The 21,217-nt window shown below is 60.7% G+C and carries 24 protein-coding genes; 12 read left to right on the top strand and 12 right to left on the bottom strand.

Features of this window, described 5'->3' with window-relative positions; translation table 11 throughout:
* Positions 1 to 107 precede the first annotated feature (107 nt).
* Entirely contained in the window at positions 108 to 431 is a 324-nt protein-coding gene (locus MHY87_RS09285; protein WP_239351236.1) for a hypothetical protein, read from the bottom strand.
* A gap of 191 nt (positions 432 to 622) precedes the next feature.
* On the opposite strand from MHY87_RS09285, the gene MHY87_RS09280 reads away from it, so the two are divergent.
* On the top strand, positions 623 to 907 hold the full coding sequence (locus tag MHY87_RS09280) for a hypothetical protein (protein WP_239351235.1): 285 nt from the start codon (positions 623 to 625) through the stop codon (positions 905 to 907).
* Positions 908 to 911: 4 nt separating this feature from the next.
* On the opposite strand, the gene MHY87_RS09275 is transcribed toward MHY87_RS09280, so the two are convergent.
* Positions 912 to 1,862, bottom strand: coding sequence for a DMT family transporter (locus tag MHY87_RS09275; protein WP_239351234.1), 951 nt, complete (start codon positions 1,860 to 1,862; stop codon positions 912 to 914).
* Positions 1,863 to 2,282: 420 nt separating this feature from the next.
* Between MHY87_RS09275 and MHY87_RS09270 the strand changes: the two genes are divergently transcribed.
* The 3 genes from MHY87_RS09270 to MHY87_RS09260 all read left to right on the top strand — a co-directional run bounded on the left by MHY87_RS09270 (position 2,283) and on the right by MHY87_RS09260 (position 4,571).
* Positions 2,283 to 2,600, top strand: a complete 318-nt coding sequence (locus MHY87_RS09270; RefSeq protein ID WP_239351513.1) for a septal ring lytic transglycosylase RlpA family protein — start codon at positions 2,283 to 2,285, stop codon at positions 2,598 to 2,600.
* 101 nt (positions 2,601 to 2,701) lie between these two features.
* On the top strand, positions 2,702 to 3,418 hold the full coding sequence (locus tag MHY87_RS09265; protein ID WP_239351233.1) for a hypothetical protein: 717 nt from the start codon (positions 2,702 to 2,704) through the stop codon (positions 3,416 to 3,418).
* Positions 3,411 to 4,571, top strand: coding sequence for a thermonuclease family protein (locus tag MHY87_RS09260; protein ID WP_239351232.1), 1,161 nt, complete (start codon positions 3,411 to 3,413; stop codon positions 4,569 to 4,571). Before MHY87_RS09265 ends, MHY87_RS09260 begins: the two co-directional genes overlap by 8 nt.
* A 55-nt stretch (positions 4,572 to 4,626) precedes the next feature.
* Here the strand turns inward: MHY87_RS09260 and minE are convergent, their stop codons facing one another.
* The 3 genes from minE to minC are packed head-to-tail and all read right to left on the bottom strand — an operon-like array spanning position 4,627 to position 6,440.
* Complete coding sequence (gene minE, locus MHY87_RS09255) at positions 4,627 to 4,887, bottom strand: cell division topological specificity factor MinE (RefSeq protein ID WP_239351231.1); 261 nt, start codon at positions 4,885 to 4,887, stop codon at positions 4,627 to 4,629.
* The gene (minD, locus tag MHY87_RS09250; protein ID WP_239351230.1) at positions 4,884 to 5,699 is read right to left on the bottom strand and encodes a septum site-determining protein MinD; all 816 of its coding nucleotides are present in this window, start codon (positions 5,697 to 5,699) and stop codon (positions 4,884 to 4,886) included. The genes minE and minD overlap by 4 nt, the downstream gene beginning before the upstream one ends.
* A gap of 21 nt (positions 5,700 to 5,720) precedes the next feature.
* Positions 5,721 to 6,440 carry a septum site-determining protein MinC gene (minC, locus tag MHY87_RS09245; protein WP_239351228.1) on the bottom strand — a complete coding sequence of 240 codons (720 nt, stop codon included), beginning with the start codon at positions 6,438 to 6,440 and terminating at the stop codon, positions 5,721 to 5,723.
* A gap of 386 nt (positions 6,441 to 6,826) precedes the next feature.
* On the opposite strand from minC, the gene MHY87_RS09240 reads away from it, so the two are divergent.
* Positions 6,827 to 8,005: a TAXI family TRAP transporter solute-binding subunit gene (locus tag MHY87_RS09240; RefSeq protein WP_239351226.1), complete on the top strand. Its 1,179-nt coding sequence runs from the start codon at positions 6,827 to 6,829 to the stop codon at positions 8,003 to 8,005.
* Between the two features lie 78 nt (positions 8,006 to 8,083).
* The gene (locus MHY87_RS09235; RefSeq protein ID WP_239351224.1) at positions 8,084 to 9,598 is read left to right on the top strand and encodes a hypothetical protein; all 1,515 of its coding nucleotides are present in this window, start codon (positions 8,084 to 8,086) and stop codon (positions 9,596 to 9,598) included.
* Positions 9,599 to 9,637: 39 nt separating this feature from the next.
* Here MHY87_RS09235 and MHY87_RS09230 read toward each other — a convergent pair whose 3' ends face one another.
* Entirely contained in the window at positions 9,638 to 9,895 is a 258-nt protein-coding gene (locus MHY87_RS09230; RefSeq protein WP_239351223.1) for a hypothetical protein, read from the bottom strand.
* 203 nt (positions 9,896 to 10,098) lie between these two features.
* Here MHY87_RS09230 and MHY87_RS09225 point away from each other — a divergent pair, with 203 nt between their 5' ends.
* Positions 10,099 to 10,875: a sulfite exporter TauE/SafE family protein gene (locus tag MHY87_RS09225; RefSeq protein ID WP_239351222.1), complete on the top strand. Its 777-nt coding sequence runs from the start codon at positions 10,099 to 10,101 to the stop codon at positions 10,873 to 10,875.
* Between the two features lie 108 nt (positions 10,876 to 10,983).
* Positions 10,984 to 11,424, top strand: coding sequence for a hypothetical protein (locus MHY87_RS09220; protein ID WP_239351221.1), 441 nt, complete (start codon positions 10,984 to 10,986; stop codon positions 11,422 to 11,424).
* A 66-nt stretch (positions 11,425 to 11,490) separates the two neighbouring features.
* Here MHY87_RS09220 and MHY87_RS09215 read toward each other — a convergent pair whose 3' ends face one another.
* The 4 genes from MHY87_RS09215 to MHY87_RS09200 form a co-directional block, all read right to left on the bottom strand.
* Complete coding sequence (locus MHY87_RS09215) at positions 11,491 to 12,519, bottom strand: cysteine synthase A (RefSeq protein WP_239351220.1); 1,029 nt, start codon at positions 12,517 to 12,519, stop codon at positions 11,491 to 11,493.
* A 36-nt stretch (positions 12,520 to 12,555) separates the two neighbouring features.
* The gene (locus tag MHY87_RS09210; RefSeq protein WP_239351219.1) at positions 12,556 to 13,479 is read right to left on the bottom strand and encodes an MBL fold metallo-hydrolase; all 924 of its coding nucleotides are present in this window, start codon (positions 13,477 to 13,479) and stop codon (positions 12,556 to 12,558) included.
* 34 nt (positions 13,480 to 13,513) lie between these two features.
* A complete protein-coding gene (locus tag MHY87_RS09205; RefSeq protein ID WP_239351218.1) occupies positions 13,514 to 14,179 on the bottom strand; it encodes a peroxiredoxin in 666 nt (221 codons plus the stop codon).
* A gap of 113 nt (positions 14,180 to 14,292) precedes the next feature.
* A complete protein-coding gene (locus MHY87_RS09200) occupies positions 14,293 to 15,258 on the bottom strand; it encodes a LysR substrate-binding domain-containing protein (RefSeq protein WP_239351217.1) in 966 nt (321 codons plus the stop codon).
* A 70-nt stretch (positions 15,259 to 15,328) separates the two neighbouring features.
* Here MHY87_RS09200 and MHY87_RS09195 point away from each other — a divergent pair, with 70 nt between their 5' ends.
* A complete protein-coding gene (locus tag MHY87_RS09195; RefSeq protein ID WP_239351216.1) occupies positions 15,329 to 16,792 on the top strand; it encodes a catalase in 1,464 nt (487 codons plus the stop codon).
* A 63-nt stretch (positions 16,793 to 16,855) separates the two neighbouring features.
* Here MHY87_RS09195 and MHY87_RS09190 read toward each other — a convergent pair whose 3' ends face one another.
* Entirely contained in the window at positions 16,856 to 17,506 is a 651-nt protein-coding gene (locus MHY87_RS09190) for an MBL fold metallo-hydrolase (RefSeq protein ID WP_239351214.1), read from the bottom strand.
* Between the two features lie 141 nt (positions 17,507 to 17,647).
* Between MHY87_RS09190 and MHY87_RS09185 the strand changes: the two genes are divergently transcribed.
* Positions 17,648 to 18,760 (top strand): S-(hydroxymethyl)glutathione dehydrogenase/class III alcohol dehydrogenase, encoded by a 1,113-nt coding sequence (locus MHY87_RS09185; protein ID WP_239351212.1) that lies wholly within the window; start codon positions 17,648 to 17,650, stop codon positions 18,758 to 18,760.
* A gap of 12 nt (positions 18,761 to 18,772) precedes the next feature.
* The gene (fghA, locus tag MHY87_RS09180; protein ID WP_239351210.1) at positions 18,773 to 19,615 is read left to right on the top strand and encodes an S-formylglutathione hydrolase; all 843 of its coding nucleotides are present in this window, start codon (positions 18,773 to 18,775) and stop codon (positions 19,613 to 19,615) included.
* Here fghA and MHY87_RS09175 read toward each other — a convergent pair.
* Positions 19,612 to 20,184 (bottom strand): NUDIX domain-containing protein, encoded by a 573-nt coding sequence (locus MHY87_RS09175; RefSeq protein WP_239351208.1) that lies wholly within the window; start codon positions 20,182 to 20,184, stop codon positions 19,612 to 19,614. The genes fghA and MHY87_RS09175 overlap by 4 nt on opposite strands.
* A 148-nt stretch (positions 20,185 to 20,332) precedes the next feature.
* On the opposite strand from MHY87_RS09175, the gene MHY87_RS09170 reads away from it, so the two are divergent.
* Positions 20,333 to 21,190: an SIR2 family protein gene (locus MHY87_RS09170; protein ID WP_239351206.1), complete on the top strand. Its 858-nt coding sequence runs from the start codon at positions 20,333 to 20,335 to the stop codon at positions 21,188 to 21,190.
* Positions 21,191 to 21,217: the final 27 nt, after the last annotated feature.

The raw sequence follows: 21,217 nt of genomic DNA, 5'->3' as shown, positions 1-21,217 counted from the left end.
TATCCTCTCATGCGAGCGGACGAACCATAGCTTTTTCCTGAAACGACTTTTTCTGAACTTGATAAAGTTTCTTTGAAGGCCATCCTCCTCGCAGAAATAATATGCGTTTATTGGCAGATGATCCGGGCGTCGGGGCACGTGGCCACATAGGCCGGCGTCGGGCAATAGGTCTGCCGGAAGGTCTCCGTGATGGTGCAGGTCACATGCACCCGATAGCCGCGCTGCGGCACCCCGCCGATGGGCTCGTGCAGAACGGAATAACCGAGATCCTGATCAGCGAGGCGGGCAATGGCGCGCTCGGTCACGATGGGAGTCATGCGGCTCACGCGCGTGGTCCGGGTCACGGTGACATGCCCCAGATCCGCCGCGTGAGCCGTCTCCTGGGCCAGAAGGCCGGCCACGATTGCAACACCCATCAATTGAAACTTCATCTCAAACGTCCTCCGGCCGCGCGGCCAACCGCAAAGGCTCTGCGAGAATAAATGCCGAGAACGGCTTTCGGATCCGAGCCGATCTTGTCGGCGCTATCCACAGAGGGGCTTGGAAGCGCCCGGCTTTAAACAAGCGGTAGGATGTTCTGGGCGATAACCCTGTCGAAACGTCGTGAAGTGAACGGGATCACATGCATCACATCCACCTTGCCGAGGGGTTGCGGCTTCGTTTTCCGGCGCGCAGCACCGATTTCGCCCAGGGGGTCGAGGTCGGCGTATTGGCGGCGCTCATGAGCCAGGACGTCTCGGAATTCAGCCGCCGCATCTCCAAGGCCAATCTGGGCCAGATCCGCGCCGTGGCGGACCAGTTCGGCTACCGCCTGGTCGAGGGTGAAGCCACTGACGATTGCGTCGAGCTTACGTTCTACAGCCGCGCCGCGCGTCCGCGCCTGCGCGTCGTGCATTCGGGGGCCTGAGCCTTCAGGCTTCCCCACGCCTCTGCCGCATGCGTACACGTTCCCGATAGGCGGTATAGAGGCCGCTCGCTGCGATGATGCAGGCGCCGACGATGGTCCAGCCATCCGGCAGCGCCGCGAAGACCAGATAGCCGAGCGCTCCCGCCCAGATCAGCTGCACATAAGAGAACGGCGCGATCACGGATGCATTGCCGTGGCGATAGGCCAGCACGACAAGCCATTGCCCGATGGTGAAAGCCAAGCCCATCAGAAAGGCAGCGCCCCATTCGCCGGCGGAGGGCGCCACCCAATTGAAGGGAAGCGTCACGCTTAAGATAAGGCAGCCGACGATGGCGGAATAGGCCACCGTCGTCAGCGGATGATCGACGCCGCTCATCTTGCGCGTCACGACGGCACCAGCGGCCCAGCTCGTAGCGCCCATTAGCGGGAGAAGCGCGGTCGCCTGAAAGGCATCAGTCCCAGGGCGGATGACGACCAGCACACCCACGAGGCCCACCAGTGACGCGACCCAGCGCCGCCACCCCACCGATTCTCCGAGGAAGACAATCGACAGGGCCATGATCAGGATCGGCGAGACGAAATAGATCGCCGTTGATTCAGCAACTGGCAGGTAACGCAGCCCCTGCGTGAAGAACAGGGTCGATCCGATCATGCCTAAGCTTCGCAGCACCTGAAGGCCGGGACGCTTCGCGCGAAACAGCGATGTGCCGCCCATCAGCAGAACGACAGGCACGACCAGACAGGAAAAGATCGCATAACGGATCCACGCGATTTCTGACGCAGGCAGCGTGGCCGCCAGGTACTTGGTCGAAACATCGCAAACGGAAAAGAAAACCGTCGAGGCCACGAGCAGCAGAATGCCCCGCACCGGCGAATAGGCCGTGGGCGCACGCAAGGGCTGGTCGACGACTTGCGACAACGCCTCGCTCTCGGAGGGTTTGGAAACAACGGTCATGAACGACTCAAAAAAGAGGCCCGCAGGCGGATGCTGCGAGCCTGGAGGCAATGATCGTCCCACTAAAGGTTCGTTTCATCGGAATGAGAAGTGCAAAGACCACACCGGCACCATGCTCCCGATGAATGGATCTTGTTTCTATAAGGCCAAGCTTCGCTTTAACGACAACGTTTCCTCATCAAGCTTCAGGCTAATATGAACTGATCGTTACAATGTTTTGCGATGAACATGAATTACTGTTCAGTATATCTGATATTACTGAGCCAAGATGAATCATGATAGAGGTCTCATTGTTGCCTCATTAGCTTCCATTTTGCGCATCCACGTATAACAACAAGGGAATGCATTGTGGATCAACGCAAGACAACGCTCAAAGTCGCAAGCCTTTTTCTATCGGCCCTCGCTTTTCTTCCCGCCTCCATGGCGCAAGCCCAGCCGAAGGATGATGCCGGAAAGGTCATCCAGAGCGGCCGCGCTTCCTGGTACGGCCCTGGCTTCCACGGGCGCCGGACTGCGAGCGGCGAGACCTTCAACACGAATGAGCTGACTGCTGCGCACCGCACCCTGCCCTTCGGTACCAAGGTCCGTGTCGTGAATAAGAAAACCGGCAAGTCGGTGGTCGTGCGCATCAACGATCGCGGTCCTTACGCGCATGGCCGCGTGATCGATCTCTCCCGCGCCTCCGCGCAAGCCATCGGCATTACGGGCGTGGGTTCCGTCACCGTCGCGGAACTCTGATCGGACTCTTTCCCGTCACGCGTTCGATGGAACTCCAAACGGCCCCGTCCGCTTTTCCCCGGTCACCTTTTTGAATTCAGAAGGCTGTTCGGAAAGAGCATATGCAGACGGGCCGGTTGCTGACATCGACACTTTCCATCGCCGCGCTTCTGTGGGCCGGCGGCCCCATGGCCTTTGCTCAAGGAGCACGGCCATGGGTCGATCCGCCACCAGAGAATGGAGCTGCGGCACAACCCGCGCCGCCTCCGCTATCTCCGCAGCCTCTCCCCGCCGAACCGGTTCCGGAAGCGCGGCAGCCCGCGCCGGCGCCCGCGCAACAAGCGCAGCCGCAGCCGCAGCCGCAGCCGCAGCCGCAGCCGCAGCAATCTGCCGAACATCGCGCATCGCGGCCAGACGCCGCCAAGAATTTCGCCATCGATTATCTGGCGTCGTGGTCCGCGCGCAACGATATCGCGCTCGATGCCACGGCCGAGCTTTATGCGCCGCGCGTTCTCTTCCACGGCAGCACCGTAAGCCTGGATCGCCTGTATAAGGAAAAGAAGCGCTTCACACAGCGCTGGCCCGAGCGCGAATATCGTCCTCGCAAAGAATCCATCGGCACGACATGCAATCCTGCCGGAACGGTCTGCACCGTGCATGCGGTTTTCGATTACACCGCCGCCAATCCGAAGCGCCGCCGCCTCTCGCAAGGATCGGGTGCGCTCCAGCTCATTGTGGAATTCATTGGAGAGAAGCCGCTGATCGTGGCTGAGCACAGCACGTTGATTCAGCAAACACGTAAGCGCATTCTTACTTCGGAGGGTTCATCGAATGAGTGATGCCGCCTCGCGTCACGATATATCCAGAAGTCTTGGCGACACCCCGATCGGCAATGCCGTTCAGATGCGGGAGCAGATGCGCGATCTCATCCATGCCGAGATCGAGAAGCTCAATCCCACCGACGATGCGCGTCGGGCTTTGGAGCTCATCATCGAGTCGTCCTTACGTCCCTCCCGCGTCGACGGAGAGCTGAAGCTCACCGTCATCAACTCCCATGGCGAGCCCAGAGTGATGGAGCGGAACGGACAGACGGTTCCGTTGACCTTGCAGGATCTGATCGCCGAATTGCGCAGGGATCATCCATTTCTTTTCAAGGCCCATCACAAGCAAGAACAGGCTGTCGAGACGGTTGAACCGGCACCTGTCGAGAAAAAGCAGAGCCGTGATTGGCTGGACCTTGCTTCCTCCACCACACCGGAACCGAACAGAAAACTCGCGCCATCACTCGGCACGCATGCGCTCGCCCATTGGCGCAGGGGTAAGGTTCGCTTCCATGGCTGGACTCAAAACCTGTCCGGAAAGCTGAAATTGCCGGAGGCTTTGGCAGAGTCCGGCACGATGGCAGGCGTTCGAAACTCCATCGCCGAATCCAAGGAACGGGCGCAGGCCTTCTTCGACAATATTCAGGACAAGCCCGTATCCCGCCGCCCTGGCTTCGCCTTGAGCGTCGCGGCAGCCTTCCTGGTGCTGCTGGGCGTGGGCGCCTTCTTCGCGCTTCGTCCCGATGACACCACGCAAGCCGGTCTCGCGGGCCCCTCGGAGACCGGGGCTCTTGGCGCTGCAGAGGTTGCGAATGCGCGGCCCGAGACAGCGCGCGCATCCAGCAGGCAAACCTTGCGCGGCGTGCCGGATGTGATCGACACCGCCACCCTTTCCTTGAATGGGGAGGTGGTACGTCTCTTCGGCGTGGAATGGGCACCCGGGGCTGGCAAGCCGGAAGATTTGACGAATTATCTTCAGGGCCGCGAAGTTACCTGCGAACCTACCGGCGGCAACGACACCTATCGCTGCCGGGTTGGCGAGCAGGATCTGTCACGGGTCATCCTGTTCAACGGCGGCGGACAACCGAATGCGGAAGCAACGCCTGAACTGAAGGCCGCCGCCGACCAGGCGCGCGAGGCAAAGCTCGGCGTGTGGAACAAGCAGCCCTGAACGAAAAACGGCCCCCGCAATGCAGGGGCCGTTTGAATGCTTTTCACGATACCGATCAGCGCGCGCCGACGGGTGCCGGAATCTCGACTTCGATCTCGAGGGTGGAGATGTCCGAGTCGCGGTTCATCTTCACCTGAACGTTGTCGTGCTCGACCATGACGTGGCGGCGGACGACGGCAAGGATTTCCTCGCGCAGCTTCGCCACGAGGTCGGGCTGTCCGCCCACGACGCCGCGCTCGTGAGCCAAGAGGATCTGCAGGCGCTCGCGCGCTACAGGCGCCGACGTGCGGCGGTTGAAGAAGCTCATCAGGCTCATGCGGCCCTCCGTCCGAACAATTTGCCGAGCAGGCCCTTCTTGTCGCTCGGGATCGTCATCTCGAGCGTTTCGCCCTTGAGGCGGCGCGCCGCGTCGAAATAGGCGCGGCCCGGTGCACTTGCCGGATTGTTGAGGGTGACCGGCGAGCCCATGTTCGACGCCTTCAGAACCTCTTCGCTCTCGGGGATGATGCCGATGAGCGGAATGGAGAGGATTTCCAGCACGTCGTCCACTTTCAGCATCTCGCCGCGCTCGGCGCGGGCGGGATCGTAGCGGGTGAGCAGCAGGTGCTTCTCGATGCGGTCGCCTTTTTCCGCCTTCTCGGTCTTCGAGTCGAGGAGGCCGATGATGCGGTCGGAATCGCGGACCGAGGAGACTTCCGGATTGGTGACCACGACAGCCACATCCGCATGGCGCATGGCCATGGTCGCGCCGCGCTCGATGCCGGCGGGGCTGTCGCAGATGATCCAATCGAACTTCTCGCGCAGTTCGTTGAGAACGCGGGCCACGCCCTCTTCCGTCAGCGCGTCCTTATCGCGAGTCTGCGAGGCGGGAAGCAGCGACAGGTTCTCAATGCGCTTGTCGCGGATGAGAGCCTGCGAGAGCTTGGCGTCGCCCTGCACTACGTTGATGAGATCGAACACCACGCGGCGCTCGGCGCCCATGACGAGATCGAGATTGCGCAGGCCGACATCGAAGTCGATGACGACGACCTTATCGCCGCCATGCGCCAGCGCCGCGCCCAGAGCTGCCGAGGACGTTGTCTTTCCAACGCCACCTTTGCCGGATGTTACGACCAAGACTTTGGCCATTGTCGTCTCTCTTTCTCTCTATCAATCCAGGGTTTGCAGGATGATCGAATCGCCATCCAGATTCACCTGGATGGGTTGACCGTGGAACTTTGAACCGAGATCGTCGGCGGTCTTGTAGAGACCGTCGATGGCGATCAATTCTGCCTCGAACTTTCTGCAGAAGATGCGGGCGCGGGAATTGCCCGTGCAGCCGGCAATCGCACGACCGCGCAGCGCGCCGTAAACGTGAATGGAGCCGCCGGCCACGATCTCCGCGCCCGAGGCGACGGAGCCGAGAACCGTCACATCGCCCTCCGGATGCAGGATCGACTGACCCGAGCGCACGGAGCCCTCGATCATCAGCGTCTTGTCGTCGGCGGGAGAATGCGCAGCCGGGGTTGCGGCCGCAGCCGCGTTCTCGCTCCCTTCATGGATGTCGATCTCGCCCGCAGGCTTGCCCCCGGTAATCTGCGGCGGCATGTCGGGCTCGACATTTTCAGGCGCGGCGCCTTCGAGGCCGACGATGCGGATGTTGCGCATCTTGAAGGCGGCCAGAAGAAACTTCAGCTCGGATTTGGAGGGCTTGAGGTTGGAGACATCGGCAATGATCGGGCGGCCGGAGAAAAATCCGGGCGAACGCTCCGATACCGCGTCGAGATCCTCGAGCCAGTCCCTCAAGGGCACTTCAGGCGCAAGCACCAGGGCCAAAAAGGACCTGCCACGGAAGCGAAGAGCGGGACGGGGGCGAACGGCGATGGTCACGGGAGTTCAAATTCCTTTAATACCCCCTGATTTCGAACGCTTATGGTTAATGGACCGTTAAGGAGCCCCCGCTCTCGCTAACAATTTTTCAGGGAAACCCCGTAAATTTCCACTTTCCCAAGAGAGCGTGGCAGGCGATTTGATAAGAATTTCAGCTGTTCCAAGGAAAATAAAGATAATATCTATTACTTTGTGATTATCCCCTAGCACTTCTTGAGTATTAATCCGCCAGCAAAACTGAATTGACCCTATTTGCAATGGACCTACCATAACCGTTCCTTCGTTGCGCCTTCCGAAACTATCGTGATTATTTTCATATCGCGGATTCGCCAAGCAAAACGATTGAACAACAAACGGCCAATCGGCCAGTCCAGGGAGGACGAGGTATGGCGGGTCGAGTTAAGGGTTTTCTCTCAAGACGTGTTCCTTCAGCCCGGCAGGTCATGCGGATTGCCGTCTTCGCTGCAGGCCTTCTCTCCGGCATGGTTTATGCCTCGGCCCAGACTCCGGCTCCCTTGCAGGGGCAGAGCACCAGCGCCAGCCGGGCCAATAAAGGCACGCTCGGCGTAATCTCGGGCGGAGCCGACGGCACCTATATCCGCATCGCAGCCGATCTCGCGAATGTTCTCGACAACAACGACCTGCGCATCCTTCCGATGATCGGGCGCGGATCGCTCCAGAACCTCAAGGACATCATGTTCCTGCGCGGCGTGGACATCGGCATCGTGCAGATGGACGCGCGAGAGCAATTGCAGGCTGAGAACCTTCAGGATGACGCCGTGCAGCGCTTGCGCTTCATCACGCGCCTCTACAACGAGGAAGTCCACATCATCGCGAGCAACGACATTACGGATATCCGGCAGCTCGAAGGCAAGAAGGTGAATATCGACAAGGTGGGAAGCGGCACCAACCTCACCGCGCAGCTCATTTTCAACAAGCTCGGGATCAAGCCGGAGCTCACGACTTTCGATCAGGCCTCGTCTTACGCGAAGCTGAAGTCGGGCGAGATCCAGGCCGCTCTTTACGTCGCCGGGCGCCCGGTCCGCGCCATCGCGGAATTCCAGACCGACGGTCGCTTCCATCTTCTCTCGATTCCGTTCGAGGGCGAGATTGCCGAATCCTATTTCCCGGCGCGCTTCGAGAACAAGGATTATCCGCAGCTCGTCGCCTCCGACAAACCCGTGGAGACCCTGGCGGTCGGCAGCCTTCTCGTCGTGTACAACTGGCCCGAGAACTCGGATCGCTACAATCGTGTGAAGCGGTTCGTGGACGCTTTCTTCTCCCGCTTCGATGAATTCCTCCAGCCGGGCCGCCACCCGAAATGGAAGGAGGTCAATCTCGCAGCGACCGTTCCCGGCTGGGAACGCATCAGGGCCGCGCAGGATTGGCTGGATCGCGCGGCAACCGCCAGCAAGCCCTCCGCCGAGGTGCAGAGTTTCGAGAGCTTCATGCAAAGCCGGGGCATCACCGTGTCGCCGGAACAGCGCGAGGCCCTCTTCAGGGATTTCCTCGCCTGGCGCAACGACCGCCAGAGAGCGCCCCGCAGAGTCACCCGACAGGATTAAGACAACAACACACAACAATCAGGACCGAAGCCGAGGGCTCATCATCGAGCCTTCGGCGACCGCCCTAGGAGGTCCGACATGAACAAGCGGGATCATCTCCGGCTTTCGCATTCCGCCACCGAAATCCTCACGATCGCTTTGATCAGTCTCTCTCTCGCAGGCCCCGCTCTCGCCGAGAACGCTCCGGGTCAATATCCCGAGGCAACAATCGATGAGGATGCGGCAACCTGGAGGGGGAACACCAGCGATCTATCGGCCATGCTTCCCTTCCTCGTCACCTCTCCCGACCGGGAGCGGCTTGCGGTGCAGCTTCTCTCCGCCATGCAGCGAGGCGACCTGAAGGAGGCGGAAACCACACTCAACGCAGCCATCGAGGCAGGCACGCTTGCCATCGCGCTCATCGACCGCATTCGTGATCCTGATCTTCTGTCTTCCCTGCAAGGCCTTGGCCTTCAGGCCGCACAGAACTCGCCCGGCTCTCCATCGGCATGCATCGCTCCCGCCCAGTCCAGTGAAGACAACCTGGCCGATCTGCAGGAAGCGCTCGACCGGGAGCAATCCCACAGCGCGGCGATCACACGGACGCTCTCCGATCTCACGAAGCAATACAATGCCCTCACAGTGCGCCTGGAAACGGAGTCCTCCGGCGCCAACATCAAGGTTTCGGGATTGCAGCACGATCTGCAGCAGGAGAGGCAACAGCGTGAAGCCATCATGCAGCAGCTCGCCAATCTGCAGACCGATTATCGCGCACTCCAGACCGCAGGAGTAACGGGCGCAATAGCGAAGACGCAGGAGGTTTCCAAACTGGAAACGCTGCTGCAGCGCGAACGTGAGCGCGGTGACACCATCGAGCGCCAGCTCGCCGATGCGCGAGAGGAAATGCGCAACCTGCAAGCCTTGAAAGAACAGGAAGGAGAATCCGCCATCCGGATCGCGGAACTGGAGGACATTCTCTCTCAGGCGCAAGTGCGAGGCGATGACTTCGCCCAGAGGCTTGCAGACACGGCGCAGGAGCTACGCTCGCTTCAGGGGACGCAGGATCCGAACGTGGCTTCGCCAACGCCCGGATCTGCAAGGATCAAAGCGGAGACTTTCACATCCCTCGGGCAGGGAGACGGTCGCGCACCCTCACCTTCCGTCGTTCCCGTAAAGGAGGAACCGGCGCCGGGATCCGTCACATCCGCGCTGCCCGCCAAGAGCCCTGCAACAGTGGCAATCACACAATTGCCTGAGGCCGCCCGCCCCCTTTCGACGGCTCGCATCGCTCCCGCCGCGCCTCCGGCAGCTAAAGAATCTTTGCCTGAGCCTAAGGCGAGCCAGATCAGACCAGATGACCGGCTGGTGGCACGCGCGGAAGAGCTGTTTCAGAAAGGCGATGTGAGTGGAGCGCGCCTGCTTCTCGAACACGCCTTGTCGAACGGCCATGCGCGAGCGGCTTTCTTGCTCGCAGAGACGTTTGATCCTCATATTCTCTCCAAGCTCGGCGCACGCGGCATTCGCGGCGATGTGGGCAAGGCACGGGAATATTATGCGCAGGCCCAAGCGCTCGGAATGAGCCAAGCCTCCGAGCGCATGGAAGCACTGAAATGAGACGAAGAGAGAATTGTTAAGCTGGTGTCGAAGAGGCCGTTAGAACGGCACCCATTCGCCATTCTCCGTCAGGGACTCGACGGCGCGCTCGAGGGAGGTGCCGGCATCGAGGAGTTGCTGGGCCGTCTGCTGAATCTGCAGGGAAGGGCCGGTCAGGGCTGCAACGTGCTCGGTCATCTCCCGTACCCGCTCGATCAGATCGATGAGATCCGCAGCCAGAGTCGCCCGCTCCTCCGCCTCCGTGGCGGTGGACCTGGCCTGTTTCAGGCGCGGGGCGAGAGGGATGATGTTCGACATGTGTTCTAACATCCGCCCTTGCCGCCTCGAGGGCAATGGACGCCAAAGCTGCGATCCACAGGAAACCACGGGTTTTTAGAGGCAAATCTTCCTTTTTTGCCAACTTTGACCGGCTAGACGTTCGCCCAATGGGCTTGTCAGACATCTTCGTGCTATCCCGCACCTTCACTCTGTCTGCCTCTTCTCATCGAACAGAACGGATCATGGAACTCACCACTGCAGCGCTTCTCGCGGCTTCAGGCCTTGCCGCAGGTCTCGTCAATGCCATTGCAGGCGGCGGCACTTTCTTCACCTTCTCGGCTCTCGTCGCGGCGGGATTACCTCCGGTGGTAGCCAATGCCACGAGCGCGGTGGCGGTGACGCCCGCCAATCTGTCGAGCGCCTGGGCCTATCGGCGCGAACTCGCCGCCAACGCACGACGCTTCGCGGCACTCGGCGTCGTAAGCCTGATCGGCGGCCTCGGCGGCGCCTATATCCTCACCATTACGAACGAGGCTTCGTTCAGCAAGATCGTTCCGTGGCTCATCCTGTTCGCCACCGTTCTATTCGCTGCAAGCCCGCGCATCGTGGGCCTCGCGCGGCGCATCGGGAAAAGCGAGGGGCCGCATCCTTCGACGAGAGCTTGGGTTGTCGGGCTCGCTTTCCAGCTCTGCGTCGCAATTTATGGCGGTTTCTTCGGCGCCGGCATGGGCATCGTCATGCTCGCGGCGCTCGCGATCACCGAGGGCGATGATTTTCATTTGATCAACTCGGCAAAGCATCTTTGCTCCACGGTGATCCAGCTTGTGGCCGTCGTGGTGTTCGTTGCAAAGGGCATTGTCAGCTGGCCCGAGACAATCATCGTCGGCTTTGCGTCGATTGCCGGCGGTTACATCGGCGTCGTCTTCGGACGCCGCTTGCCCATTAACGTTATTCGGTGGCTGGTGATTGCAGTCGGCGCAGCTCTAACACTTATTTTCTTCATGCCTGCCCGCGCATAATCTTTTCGCGAGGAGCAGGCGCATTTCTTGTGCGTCTGCCCGATTCACGCCACAACCATCCCGCTTTCTGTCACGGTTCTAATCCAAGTGCTTTCAAAGGATGATCCCGTGGCAGAAAATCAGAAACTTGCAGAACTCAGCAGCACGCAATCGGTGAGTGCTCTCGGACTGCGCTGGGCCGCCTTACGCGGCATGCTGAACTCGCCTCTGATCACCAGCGAGGATCAGCGGGCTCTTCGCGATGAGCTTCTGGTGGAGCTCACCACCGTGGAGCAGGATTTCAGCACGTTGCAATCCCGTAACCCGATGGAAATTTCCGCGAAGGTCGACATCGCGAAATCCGCCCTGCGGGACAAGATCGATGCGAGCGAGATGTGGATGATCGACCTTCTCGACAGCATTCAGGCCGATCTTCAAAACTTCAACGCGGTCGCGAAAACCAACTCTGCCCAGCCTCCGCGTCCGCCGGTCAATCTCTCACGCACGCACACGCAGCGGCCTGAAGAGAGCGAAGCGACGGACAGCAACACCACCCCGTCCGCGGCCTGAGACCTCTCGGAACCGTCTGACGCCCGCCTCATGTCGCTATCAGGCGGGCGTCCTTATTAGGGATTGTTACACAAGGCCCGCATCAATTGTGGTCTTACGCTCCAGCCATTCAGGCACCGGCAGATTCTTCTCGCGCAGGAAGTTCGGATTGAAGAGCTTCGACTGGTAGCGTGTGCCGTAATCGCAAAGCACGGTAACGATGGTGTGCCCAGGACCGAGATGACGGGCGAGACGGATCGCGCCCGCAACATTGATGCCCGACGAGCCGCCGAGGCACAGGCCTTCATGTTCAAGCAGCTCGAAAATGACCGGCAATGCCTCCTCATCGGGAATTTGGAACGCCATATCGATAGGCGCGCCTTCCAGATTTTTCGTGATGCGGCCCTGGCCTATCCCTTCCGTGATGGATGAGCCCGTCGCCTTCAACTCACCTGCCGTATAATAATTGTAGAGCGCAGCACCCATGGGGTCGGCAAGACCGATCACGACTTTCGGATTTTTTTGCTTCAACGCTTCGCCTACACCGGCGAGCGTGCCGCCGGTTCCCACCGCGCAGATGAAGCCGTCGACATTGCCATCCGTCTGCTGCCAGATCTCGGGGCCTGTCGTTTCCACATGCCCCTGCCGGTTGGCGACATTGTCGAACTGGTTGGCCCAGATCGCTCCGTTCGGCTCGGACGCAGCAAGGCGCTCCGCAAGACGGCCGGACACCTTCACGTAGTTGTTGGGATTGGCGTAAGGCACGGCGGGCACCTCGATGAGTTCGGCGCCCGCAAGCCGCAGCATATCCTTCTTTTCTTGCGTCTGCGTCTCGGGGATCACGATCACCGTGCGATAGCCCAGCGCATTGCCCACGAGCGCAAGGCCGATGCCCGTATTGCCGGCGGTCCCCTCGACGATGACGCCGCCCGGACGAAGCTCCCCGCGCCGGACCGCATCCTGGATGATGAAGAGCGCGGCGCGATCCTTTACGGACTGCCCAGGATTCATGAACTCGGCCTTGCCCAGGATCGTACATCCCGTCATCTCGGATGCGCGATGGAGTTTGATCAACGGCGTGTTGCCGATCGCATCCACGATCCCTTGATGGATCATCGCTTGTCTCCCCTCCTGCATGCCTTGTAGCGGGCTCTAGTCCCACCGCACTCCCGAGAGAGCGTCAAGGGGGATCTTCAGGTAACGACGGCCATTTCCCTCGGGCTCGGGCAGGCGACCGGCCGCGATGTTCACCTGAAGCGCGTGCAGGATGAGCTTCGGCATCGGAAGTGTCGCGTCTCGGGCCTTGCGGAATTCCACGAAGCGCTCCTCGCTCGGAGCCTGCACGAGATGAACGTTCCGCGCCCGCTGTTCGGCCACCGTGCTCTCCCAGGCAGGCGCGCGACCGCCCGGCATGTAGTCATGCCCCATGAAAAGGCGCGTGTCGTCCGGCAGGGCGAGAATGCGCTGCATGGTATGCCACAACTGTGAGGCATCGCCGCCGGGAAAGTCGCAGCGGGCGGTGCCGTAATCCGGCATCAGCAGCGTGTCGTGCACGAAGGCCGCGTCTCCCACGACATAGGTGATCGAAGCAAGCGTGTGTCCGGGCGAGAACAGGACCGTCGCATCCAATCCGCCGATCCGAAACCTTTCCCCGTCCGCGAAAAGGCGATCCCATTGCGAACCGTCAGTCGGAAAACTGTCGGGCAGGTTGTAGATGTCCTTCCAGAGTTTTTGAACGCCGACGACCTTCTCGCCGATCCCGGTTCGCGCACCTGTCTTTCGCCTCAAGTAATCCATGGCGGACAGGTGATCCGCATGCGGATGCGTGTCCAGGATCCATGCGGGCGTCAGATTTTTCTCGGAGATGTACTGAAGAATCTCATCCGCCGAATGGGTGGCGATCGACCCCGACTTTTCGTCGTAGTCGAGAACAGGGTCGATAACGGCGCATTCGCCTGTGCCTGGGTCGGACACCACATATTGAATGCTGAAGGTGCGGCGCTCGAAGAACGCCGCAACATGCGGCGCTGCTGTCCGCGTCCCGGCACCGGAGTGCGGAGGGGCCTCTATGCTCATCTCTTAGCGCTCCTCTGAGACAATCCCCGAACGATCACCGGGAACCGGGCTGAGGGACGATGCGCATATAGGGCTTCGGAGCCTTCCAGCCACCGGGGTAGAGTTTCTTGGCCTCATCGTCCGACACGGACCCAGCGATGATGACATCCTCACCCTGTTGCCAGTTCACCGGAGTCGAAACTCTGTGGTTCGCTGTCAGCTGAAGCGAGTCGATGACGCGGATCACTTCATCGAAGTTGCGGCCCGTGGTCATGGGGTAGACGAGGATCAACTTGATCTTCTTGTCGGGACCGATGACGAAGACGTTGCGTACCGTCTGGTTGTCGGCAGGCGTGCGTCCTTCCGAGGTACCGCCGGTGCTCGCAGGGAGCATGCCATAGAGCTTTGAAATGTGCAGGTCGGAATCGCCGATCATCGGATAATTAGGCGCATGGCCTTGAGTTTCCTCAATGTCGGCAGCCCATCTGGCGTGATTGTCGACGGGATCGACGCTCAGCCCGATGATCTTCACGTTGCGCTTGTCGAACTCGGGCTTGATGCGGGCCATGTAGCCGAGTTCCGTCGTGCAGACGGGTGTGAAGTCCTTCGGATGTGAGAATAGCACGCACCACGAATTGCCGATCCAATCATGGAAGCGGATATGGCCTTCGGTCGTTTCGGCTTCGAAATCCGGTGCGACATCGCCAAGCTGGAGCGTCATGAAAACCTCCCCGACTTTTATCCTGTGCTCCTGAAGAGAGCTCGCAACATATCATAAGCGGGAATGGCTGACAGCCGTCCCTCCATACCCGAAGCTGACCTATTCGGAGTGGATCACGTGCCCGGCGCCCTCTCTGCATGACCGAGGTTCCCTCGGCCTTGTTCCTTCTGCCGAAGGTCTCTGATCAGATCGGCGAGGGCCGAAAAGTCTTGCTTGCGCCCCGATGTTTTCCGCCAGGCGAGACCGAGCGTGCGCATGGGCGGGTTCTCCGGGAACGGTATGAGCGCAACGCGATTGCGGTCCACTTCTGTCGCCGCGCACAGCTCCGGCAGAAGCGTGATACCGTGGCCCGCGGCCACCATCTGCATGATGGTGGTGAGCGAAGCGGCGGCGAGCGCCTTGCGCGCCTGCGTATTGGCGACCTGACAATAGTGCAGCGCCTGATCGCGCAGGCAATGCCCTTCTTCCAGAAGCAGCAGCCGCTCCTGCCCGATCCATTCGAGCAGATCCTTCGAGGCCCATTGATCGGCGGCTTGAGCCTGCACGGCTACGAGAAAACGGTCCTCGAAGAGAGGCGCTGCTTCCAGCTGCGGGTTCTGTACAGGCAGCGCAACCAGCACCGCATCGAGTTCGCCGCGAAGAAGTTCGTCCAGCAACGGATCCGTCTGAGTCTCGCGAATCTGCAGCTCGAGGTCGGGATAAAGCCGGTTCGCTTCTGAGAGGATCGCGGGCAGAAGATAAGGCGCCACGGATGGAATGATGCCAAGGCGCACGGGTCCGGAGAGCACGCCATGGTGCTGACGAGCCAGTTCCGACAACTCCCGCACTTGGGTGAGGATCGCTTCCGCCCGCCCGGCGATCTCCTGCCCCGCCAGGGTGAGCACGACACTGTTGCCGCGCCGCTCCACCAGCTCGATGCCAAGCTCCCGCTCGAATTCCTTGATCTGCATGGACAAGGCAGGCTGCGTCACCGCGCATTGATCGGCGGCCATGCCGAAATGGCGCGTGCGAGAAAGCGCCTCGAAATAACGTAGCTGTCTGATTGTCACCATGGCGTCGATAAGAATATCTGATCGCATTTTGTAATCAATACAATTGGACCTGATCTCCCCTCCCGGTCATGGTGCGCCCGATTCAATGGGGACGACCATGACCAAGACGACGCTGACGACCACCGCCGGTGCGCCGATCGCCGACAATCAGAACAGCCTCTCGGCCGGCGAGCGCGGCCCGCTGCTGCTTCAGGATTACCAGCTGATCGAGAAGCTGGCGCACCAGAACCGCGAGCGCATTCCGGAGCGCGTGGTGCATGCCAAGGGCTCGGCTGCTTACGGCACGCTGACCATCACCAACGACATCAGCAAGTATTCCAAAGCGAAGGTCTTCTCCGAAATCGGCAAGAAGACGGAAGTGTTCCTGCGCTTCTCGACGGTCGCCGGCGAGCGCGGTGCGGCCGATGCCGAGCGCGACGTGCGCGGTTTCGCTCTGAAGGTCTACACAGAGGAAGGCAACTGGGACATCGTCGGCAACAACACGCCGGTGTTTTTCGTCCGCGATCCCGTAAAATTCCCCGATTTCATCCGCACGCAGAAGCGCCACCCCGCGACGAACCTGCGCTCGCCCACCGCCATGTGGGATTTCTGGTCGCTCAGCCCCGAGAGCCTGCATCAGGTGACGATCCTGTTCTCGGATCGCGGCCTGCCGCAGGGCTACCGCTTCATGCACGGCTTCGGCTCGCACACCTATTCGTTCATCAACGAGGCCGGTGAGCGCTTCTGGGTGAAGTTCCACTTCAAGTCCATGCAAGGCATCAAGACCTGGACGAATGAAGAGGGCAATGCCGTCATCGCCAAGGACCGCGAGAGCGCCCAGCGCGATCTGTATGAAGCCATCGAAGGCGGCGATTTTCCGCGCTGGAAGTTCTGCGTGCAGATTATGCCGGAGACGGATGCGGAGAAGACCTCCTATAACCCGTTCGACGTGACCAAGGTGTGGCCGCATGCGGAATATCCGCTGATCGAGGTTGGTGTTCTCGAACTGAACCGCAATGCCGCTCACTACTTCGCGGAAGTGGAGCAATCCTCGTTCTCGCCGTCGAACATCGTGCCGGGCATCTGCTTCTCACCCGACAAGATGCTGCAAGGCCGCATCTTCGCCTATGCGGACGCGCACCGCTACCGCGTCGGCACGCATTACGAGGCGCTTCCCGTCAACCGTCCGCGCTGTCCGGTGCATCACTACCATGCGGATGGCTCGATGCTGTTCGATACGCCCAATCGCGGCGATGCGTATTATGAGCCGAACTCGTTCAACGGTCCGGTGCAGACGCAGCGCGCTGCGGAGCCGCCGCTGAAGATCTCGGGCAATGCGGATCGCTACGACCACCGCGCCGGCAACGATGACTACACGCAGCCCGGCAACCTCTTCCGCCTCATGACCCCGGACGAGCAGAACCGGCTCATGGACAACATCGCGGCAGCGATGCAGGGCGTGCCGGAAGAGATCGTGAAGCGCCAGATCGTGCACTTCTATCTCGCCGACAAGGCTTACGGTCTCGGCGTGGCAGATCGCATGGGCCTGAAGGGCGCCGTGATGATCCAGGCAGCGGAATAAAAAATCAAAAGCCGTAGGGGCAAAGCGAAGCGGCTCGGGAGCAATCCCGGGTCGCTGCTATTTTCAGAGGAGCCCCTCGCCTTGCAGGAACGGATTCGTCTGGCGCTCCTGACCGAAGGTGCTCATGGGGCCGTGGCCGCAGATGAAGGCGATGTCGTCGCCGAGCGGCAGCAGCTTGTCCTTGATCGAGCTGATGAGCGCCTTGCCGTCGCCTCCCGGAAGATCGACGCGGCCGACGGAGCCCTGGAAAATCACGTCGCCAACAATGGCGAAACGCTCGTCTTTCGAGACCAGCACGACGCTGCCCGGCGAATGGCCTGGGCAGTGCAGAACATCGAGCGTCAACTCGCCGACGGTCACCGTGTCGCCTTCATCAAGCCAGCGATCCGGCGTGACGGGTCGCGCAGGGATACCATAGGCCTGTCCCTGATCGGCCAAGCGCTGAAGCATGAAATCGTCCGCCTGATGCGGGCCTTCGATCTTCACGCCAAGCTCATCGCGCAGGTCTGCCGCGCCTGCGGCATGGTCGATATGGCCATGGGTGAGAATGATCTTCTCCACGCTCACGCCGCTTTGCGCAATCGCATCACGAATGCGCTCGATGTCGCCGCCGGGATCGATGACAGCCGCTTTCTTGGTTTTCTCGCACCAGAGTAACGTGCAGTTCTGCTGGAACGGCGTGACGGGAATGATGGCGGCGCGAACATTGGGCACAGGCAGATCCTTCGATTGTCGAGACGACACATATGATCGGAAGGCTCTTATGGAAAGCCCGGATAAGGAGACTGACTTCCATTGACCTAGCGTGAGACCGGTTCACATACTCCCGCACCGAATCGCATGAGGAGAGAGACCATGGAGACGCGCGCTGCTGTTGCGTGGGAGGCGGGCAAGCCGCTTTCCATCGAAACCATCCGCCTGGACGGCCCGAAAGCCGGCGAGGTGCTCGTCGAAATCATGGCCACCGGCGTCTGCCACACCGACGCCTACACCCTCTCCGGCCTCGATTCCGAGGGCAAGTTCCCGGCCATCCTCGGCCATGAGGGCGCCGGCATCGTGCGCGAGGTCGGCCCCGGCGTCACCACCCTCAAAGTGGGCGATCACGTCATCCCGCTCTACACGCCTGAGTGCCGCAACTGCAAATCCTGCCTGTCGCGCCGCACCAACCTGTGCACCGCCATCCGCGCCACCCAGGGCCAGGGCGTGATGCCCGACGGCACGAGCCGCTTCCGCTGCGACGGCGAGACCGTGTTTCACTATATGGGCTGCTCGACCTTTGCCAACTTCACCGTGCTGCCCGAGATCGCGCTCGCCAAGGTGCGTGAGGACGCGCCCTTCGACAAGATCTGCTACATCGGCTGCGGGGTCACCACCGGCATCGGCGCGGTGATCTATACCGCCAAGGTGTGGCCGGGCGCCAATGTGGTGGTGTTTGGCTTGGGCGGCATCGGGCTCAACGTGATCCAGGGCGCGCGCATGGTCGGCGCCGACAAGATCATCGGCGTCGACCTCAACCCGGCCAAGGCGGAGATGGCGAGGAAGTTCGGCATGACCGACTTCATCAACCCGAAGGAGGTCGGCTCCGACAAGGTGGTGCAGGCAATCGTCGACCTGACCGGGGGCGGAGCGGACTTTTCGTTCGATGCCACCGGCAACACGGAGGTGATGCGCCAGGCCTTGGAGTGCTGCCATCGCGGCTGGGGCGAGAGCATCATCATCGGGGTGGCGGAAGCGGGCAAGGAGATTGCGACGCGGCCGTTCCAGCTGGTGACGGGGCGGGTGTGGAAGGGCACGGCGTTTGGCGGCGCGCGCGGACGCACGGACGTGCCGAAGATCGTGGACTGGTACATGGAGGGCAAGATCAACATCGACGATCTGATCACGCACACCATGCCGCTGGAGGAGATCAACACCGCGTTCGATCTCATGCACGAGGGCAAGTCCATCCGGTCCGTCATCGTCTATTGAGCGGAGGCGCATATGAGTTTCGAGACCGTCTCGCAATCGCGCTGCTTCGGCGGCACGCAATTCGTCTATCGCCACAACTCGCAGGAAACCGGCACGCCCATGCGGCTTGCGGCTTATGTTCCGCCGCAAGCGGCCAAGGGCAAGGTGCCGGTGGTGTGGTTTCTCTCAGGACTGACCTGCACGGAGGAGAACTTCACCGTCAAAGCGGGCGCGCAGCGCATGGCTTCGGAACTCGGCCTCATTCTCATCGCGCCGGACACGAGCCCGCGTGGCGAAGGCGTGCCGGACGATTCCGAAGGAGCCTATGACTTCGGACTTGGCGCGGGTTTCTATGTAGACGCCACGCAGGAGCCATGGGCGAGGAATTATCGCATGCGCTCCTATATCGAGCGCGAGCTGCCGGCGCTGATTGCACAGAACCTGCCTGCCGACATGAACCGTCAGGGTATCACCGGCCATTCCATGGGTGGACACGGCGCACTCACCATCGCCTTGCGCAATCCGGAGCGTTTCAAGGCCGTCTCGGCCTTCGCGCCCATCGCTTCTCCCATGAACTGCCCATGGGGTGAGAAGGCGCTGTCGAACTACATCGGCTCAGACCGATCCACGTGGCGCGAATACGATTCCTGCGCGCTCATCGAGAGCGGTGCACGCGCGCCCGACATCCTTGTCGATCAGGGAACGTCAGACAGCTTCCTTGAAAGCCAGCTGAAGCCGCAGCTGCTGGAAGACGCCTGCGCCAAGGCAGGCCAGCCTCTCACCCTGCGTCGGCAGGAAGGTTACGATCACTCGTATTTCTTCATCGCAACCTTCATAGAAGATCATCTGCGCTGGCACGCCGAGCGCCTGCGCTAATCCTCGAAGGCCTGCGGATATTTCAACTGCAGCGCCTGCACGAGGATAGCCGTCTTCATGTCGGCAATTCTGTTGGAGGTGAGGTGCTTCGCCAATTCGCGAAAGCTCACCTCCAGCACCTCGATGTCCTCGTGCTCGTCGGCAAGCCCTCCGCCCTCGCCAACACGACTGGCTTGCGTATAGGGCGCGAGGAACAGATGCAGGCGCTCCGTCGTCATGCCGGGCGCGGACCAGAAATGGCCTAACGGCTCCAGGCGCTCGATGCGCAGGCCTGCCTCCTCCAAGCTCTCGCGCCGAGCACACGTCTCGGGCTCATCCTCGTCGAGCAGCCCTGCTATTGCTTCGAGAAAATCCGGATGGCCTTCGACATGCATGACAGGCGCGCGGAACTGCCGGACGAGAATGACCTTGCGCCGCTCCAGATCGTAGGGCAGCACGGCGGCAGCTTCGCCGCTGTCGAGGACCTCGCGGAACATGGTCCGCCCATCCGGCATCTGGACTGTAAGCTTCAGAAGCCTTTTCCATCCCTCATAAACGGTCTCGATCTGCTTGATCCGATAGGCTGTCACGTCGGGCCCTCCCTGCCTGAAGCCTTCATTCTCAAGACAATATCCGCAACGCTCAAGTTCCATGGCTCAAGTTATTCGTGATTTTTGAGCCCGATAGCCCTGCTCAAGCGTTATGGACGGCGAGTGACGTTGTCAGGAGCGTTGTGAAGTGCTGGACGATCTGGTCGGGGCCATCAGGAAGCGGCAAGCGATCCTGTTTGCCGGGGCCGGTGTCTCGATGACCGTGGGGCTGCCTTCCTGGAATACCTTGATCGAGCATGTGGCGCAGGAACTCCATGTCGAGCTGGCCGACTTGAAGGAGATCGAGCTGAACCACCTGACGCTCGCGGAGTTCTATCGCATCAAGCAGGGCAGCATCGGAGCCTTGCGCAGCTGGATGGACAGGAACTGGACCATTCCGGAAGACAAGCTCAAAGCCTCGAAAGTTCACGAGCTTATCTGCAAGCTCGATTTTCCCATCATCTACACGACGAATTTCGACCGCAACCTGGAAACCGCCTTCGACCTCCAGAACAAGGATTACGTGAAGATCGTCAACGCCAAGGACATCGCCCGTGTCCAGGAGGGCGTGCCGCAGATCGTGAAATACCATGGCGATTTCGACGATGACGATTCCATCGTGATCACCGAGACGGACTACTTCGACCGTCTGTCCTTCGAGTCGCCCCTCGACATCAAGTTCCGCTCTGACGCGCTCGGCAAAACCATTCTGTTCATCGGCTACAGCATGACGGATCTCAACATCCGCTTCCTCATGCATCGGCTCTGGAGAACATGGAGCGGATCCGGCTACGAGCGCGACAGGCCACCTTCATATGTTTTCATGTTACGTCCGAATCGCGTGGAGCAGACCGTTCTCGAGCAATGGGGGCTTCGCGTTCTGACAGAAAAAGATTGCCCGCCCGAGCAGGCATTGGAAGTCTTCCTGACCAAGCTCTTCGAAGAGCTTGAGAAAGCAGAAATTGACTCGAACTGTCACGCTTCGGCGAACATGAATTTTTTGTAATTCGATCCCCTCACCACCCGGTGATAG

The sequence above is a fragment of the Microvirga sp. ACRRW genome (assembly GCF_022346925.1).
Classification (GTDB): domain Bacteria; phylum Pseudomonadota; class Alphaproteobacteria; order Rhizobiales; family Beijerinckiaceae; genus Microvirga.
The sequence above is the reverse complement of the archived record's forward strand: the minus strand, read 5'-3'. Positions and strand labels throughout refer to the sequence as shown.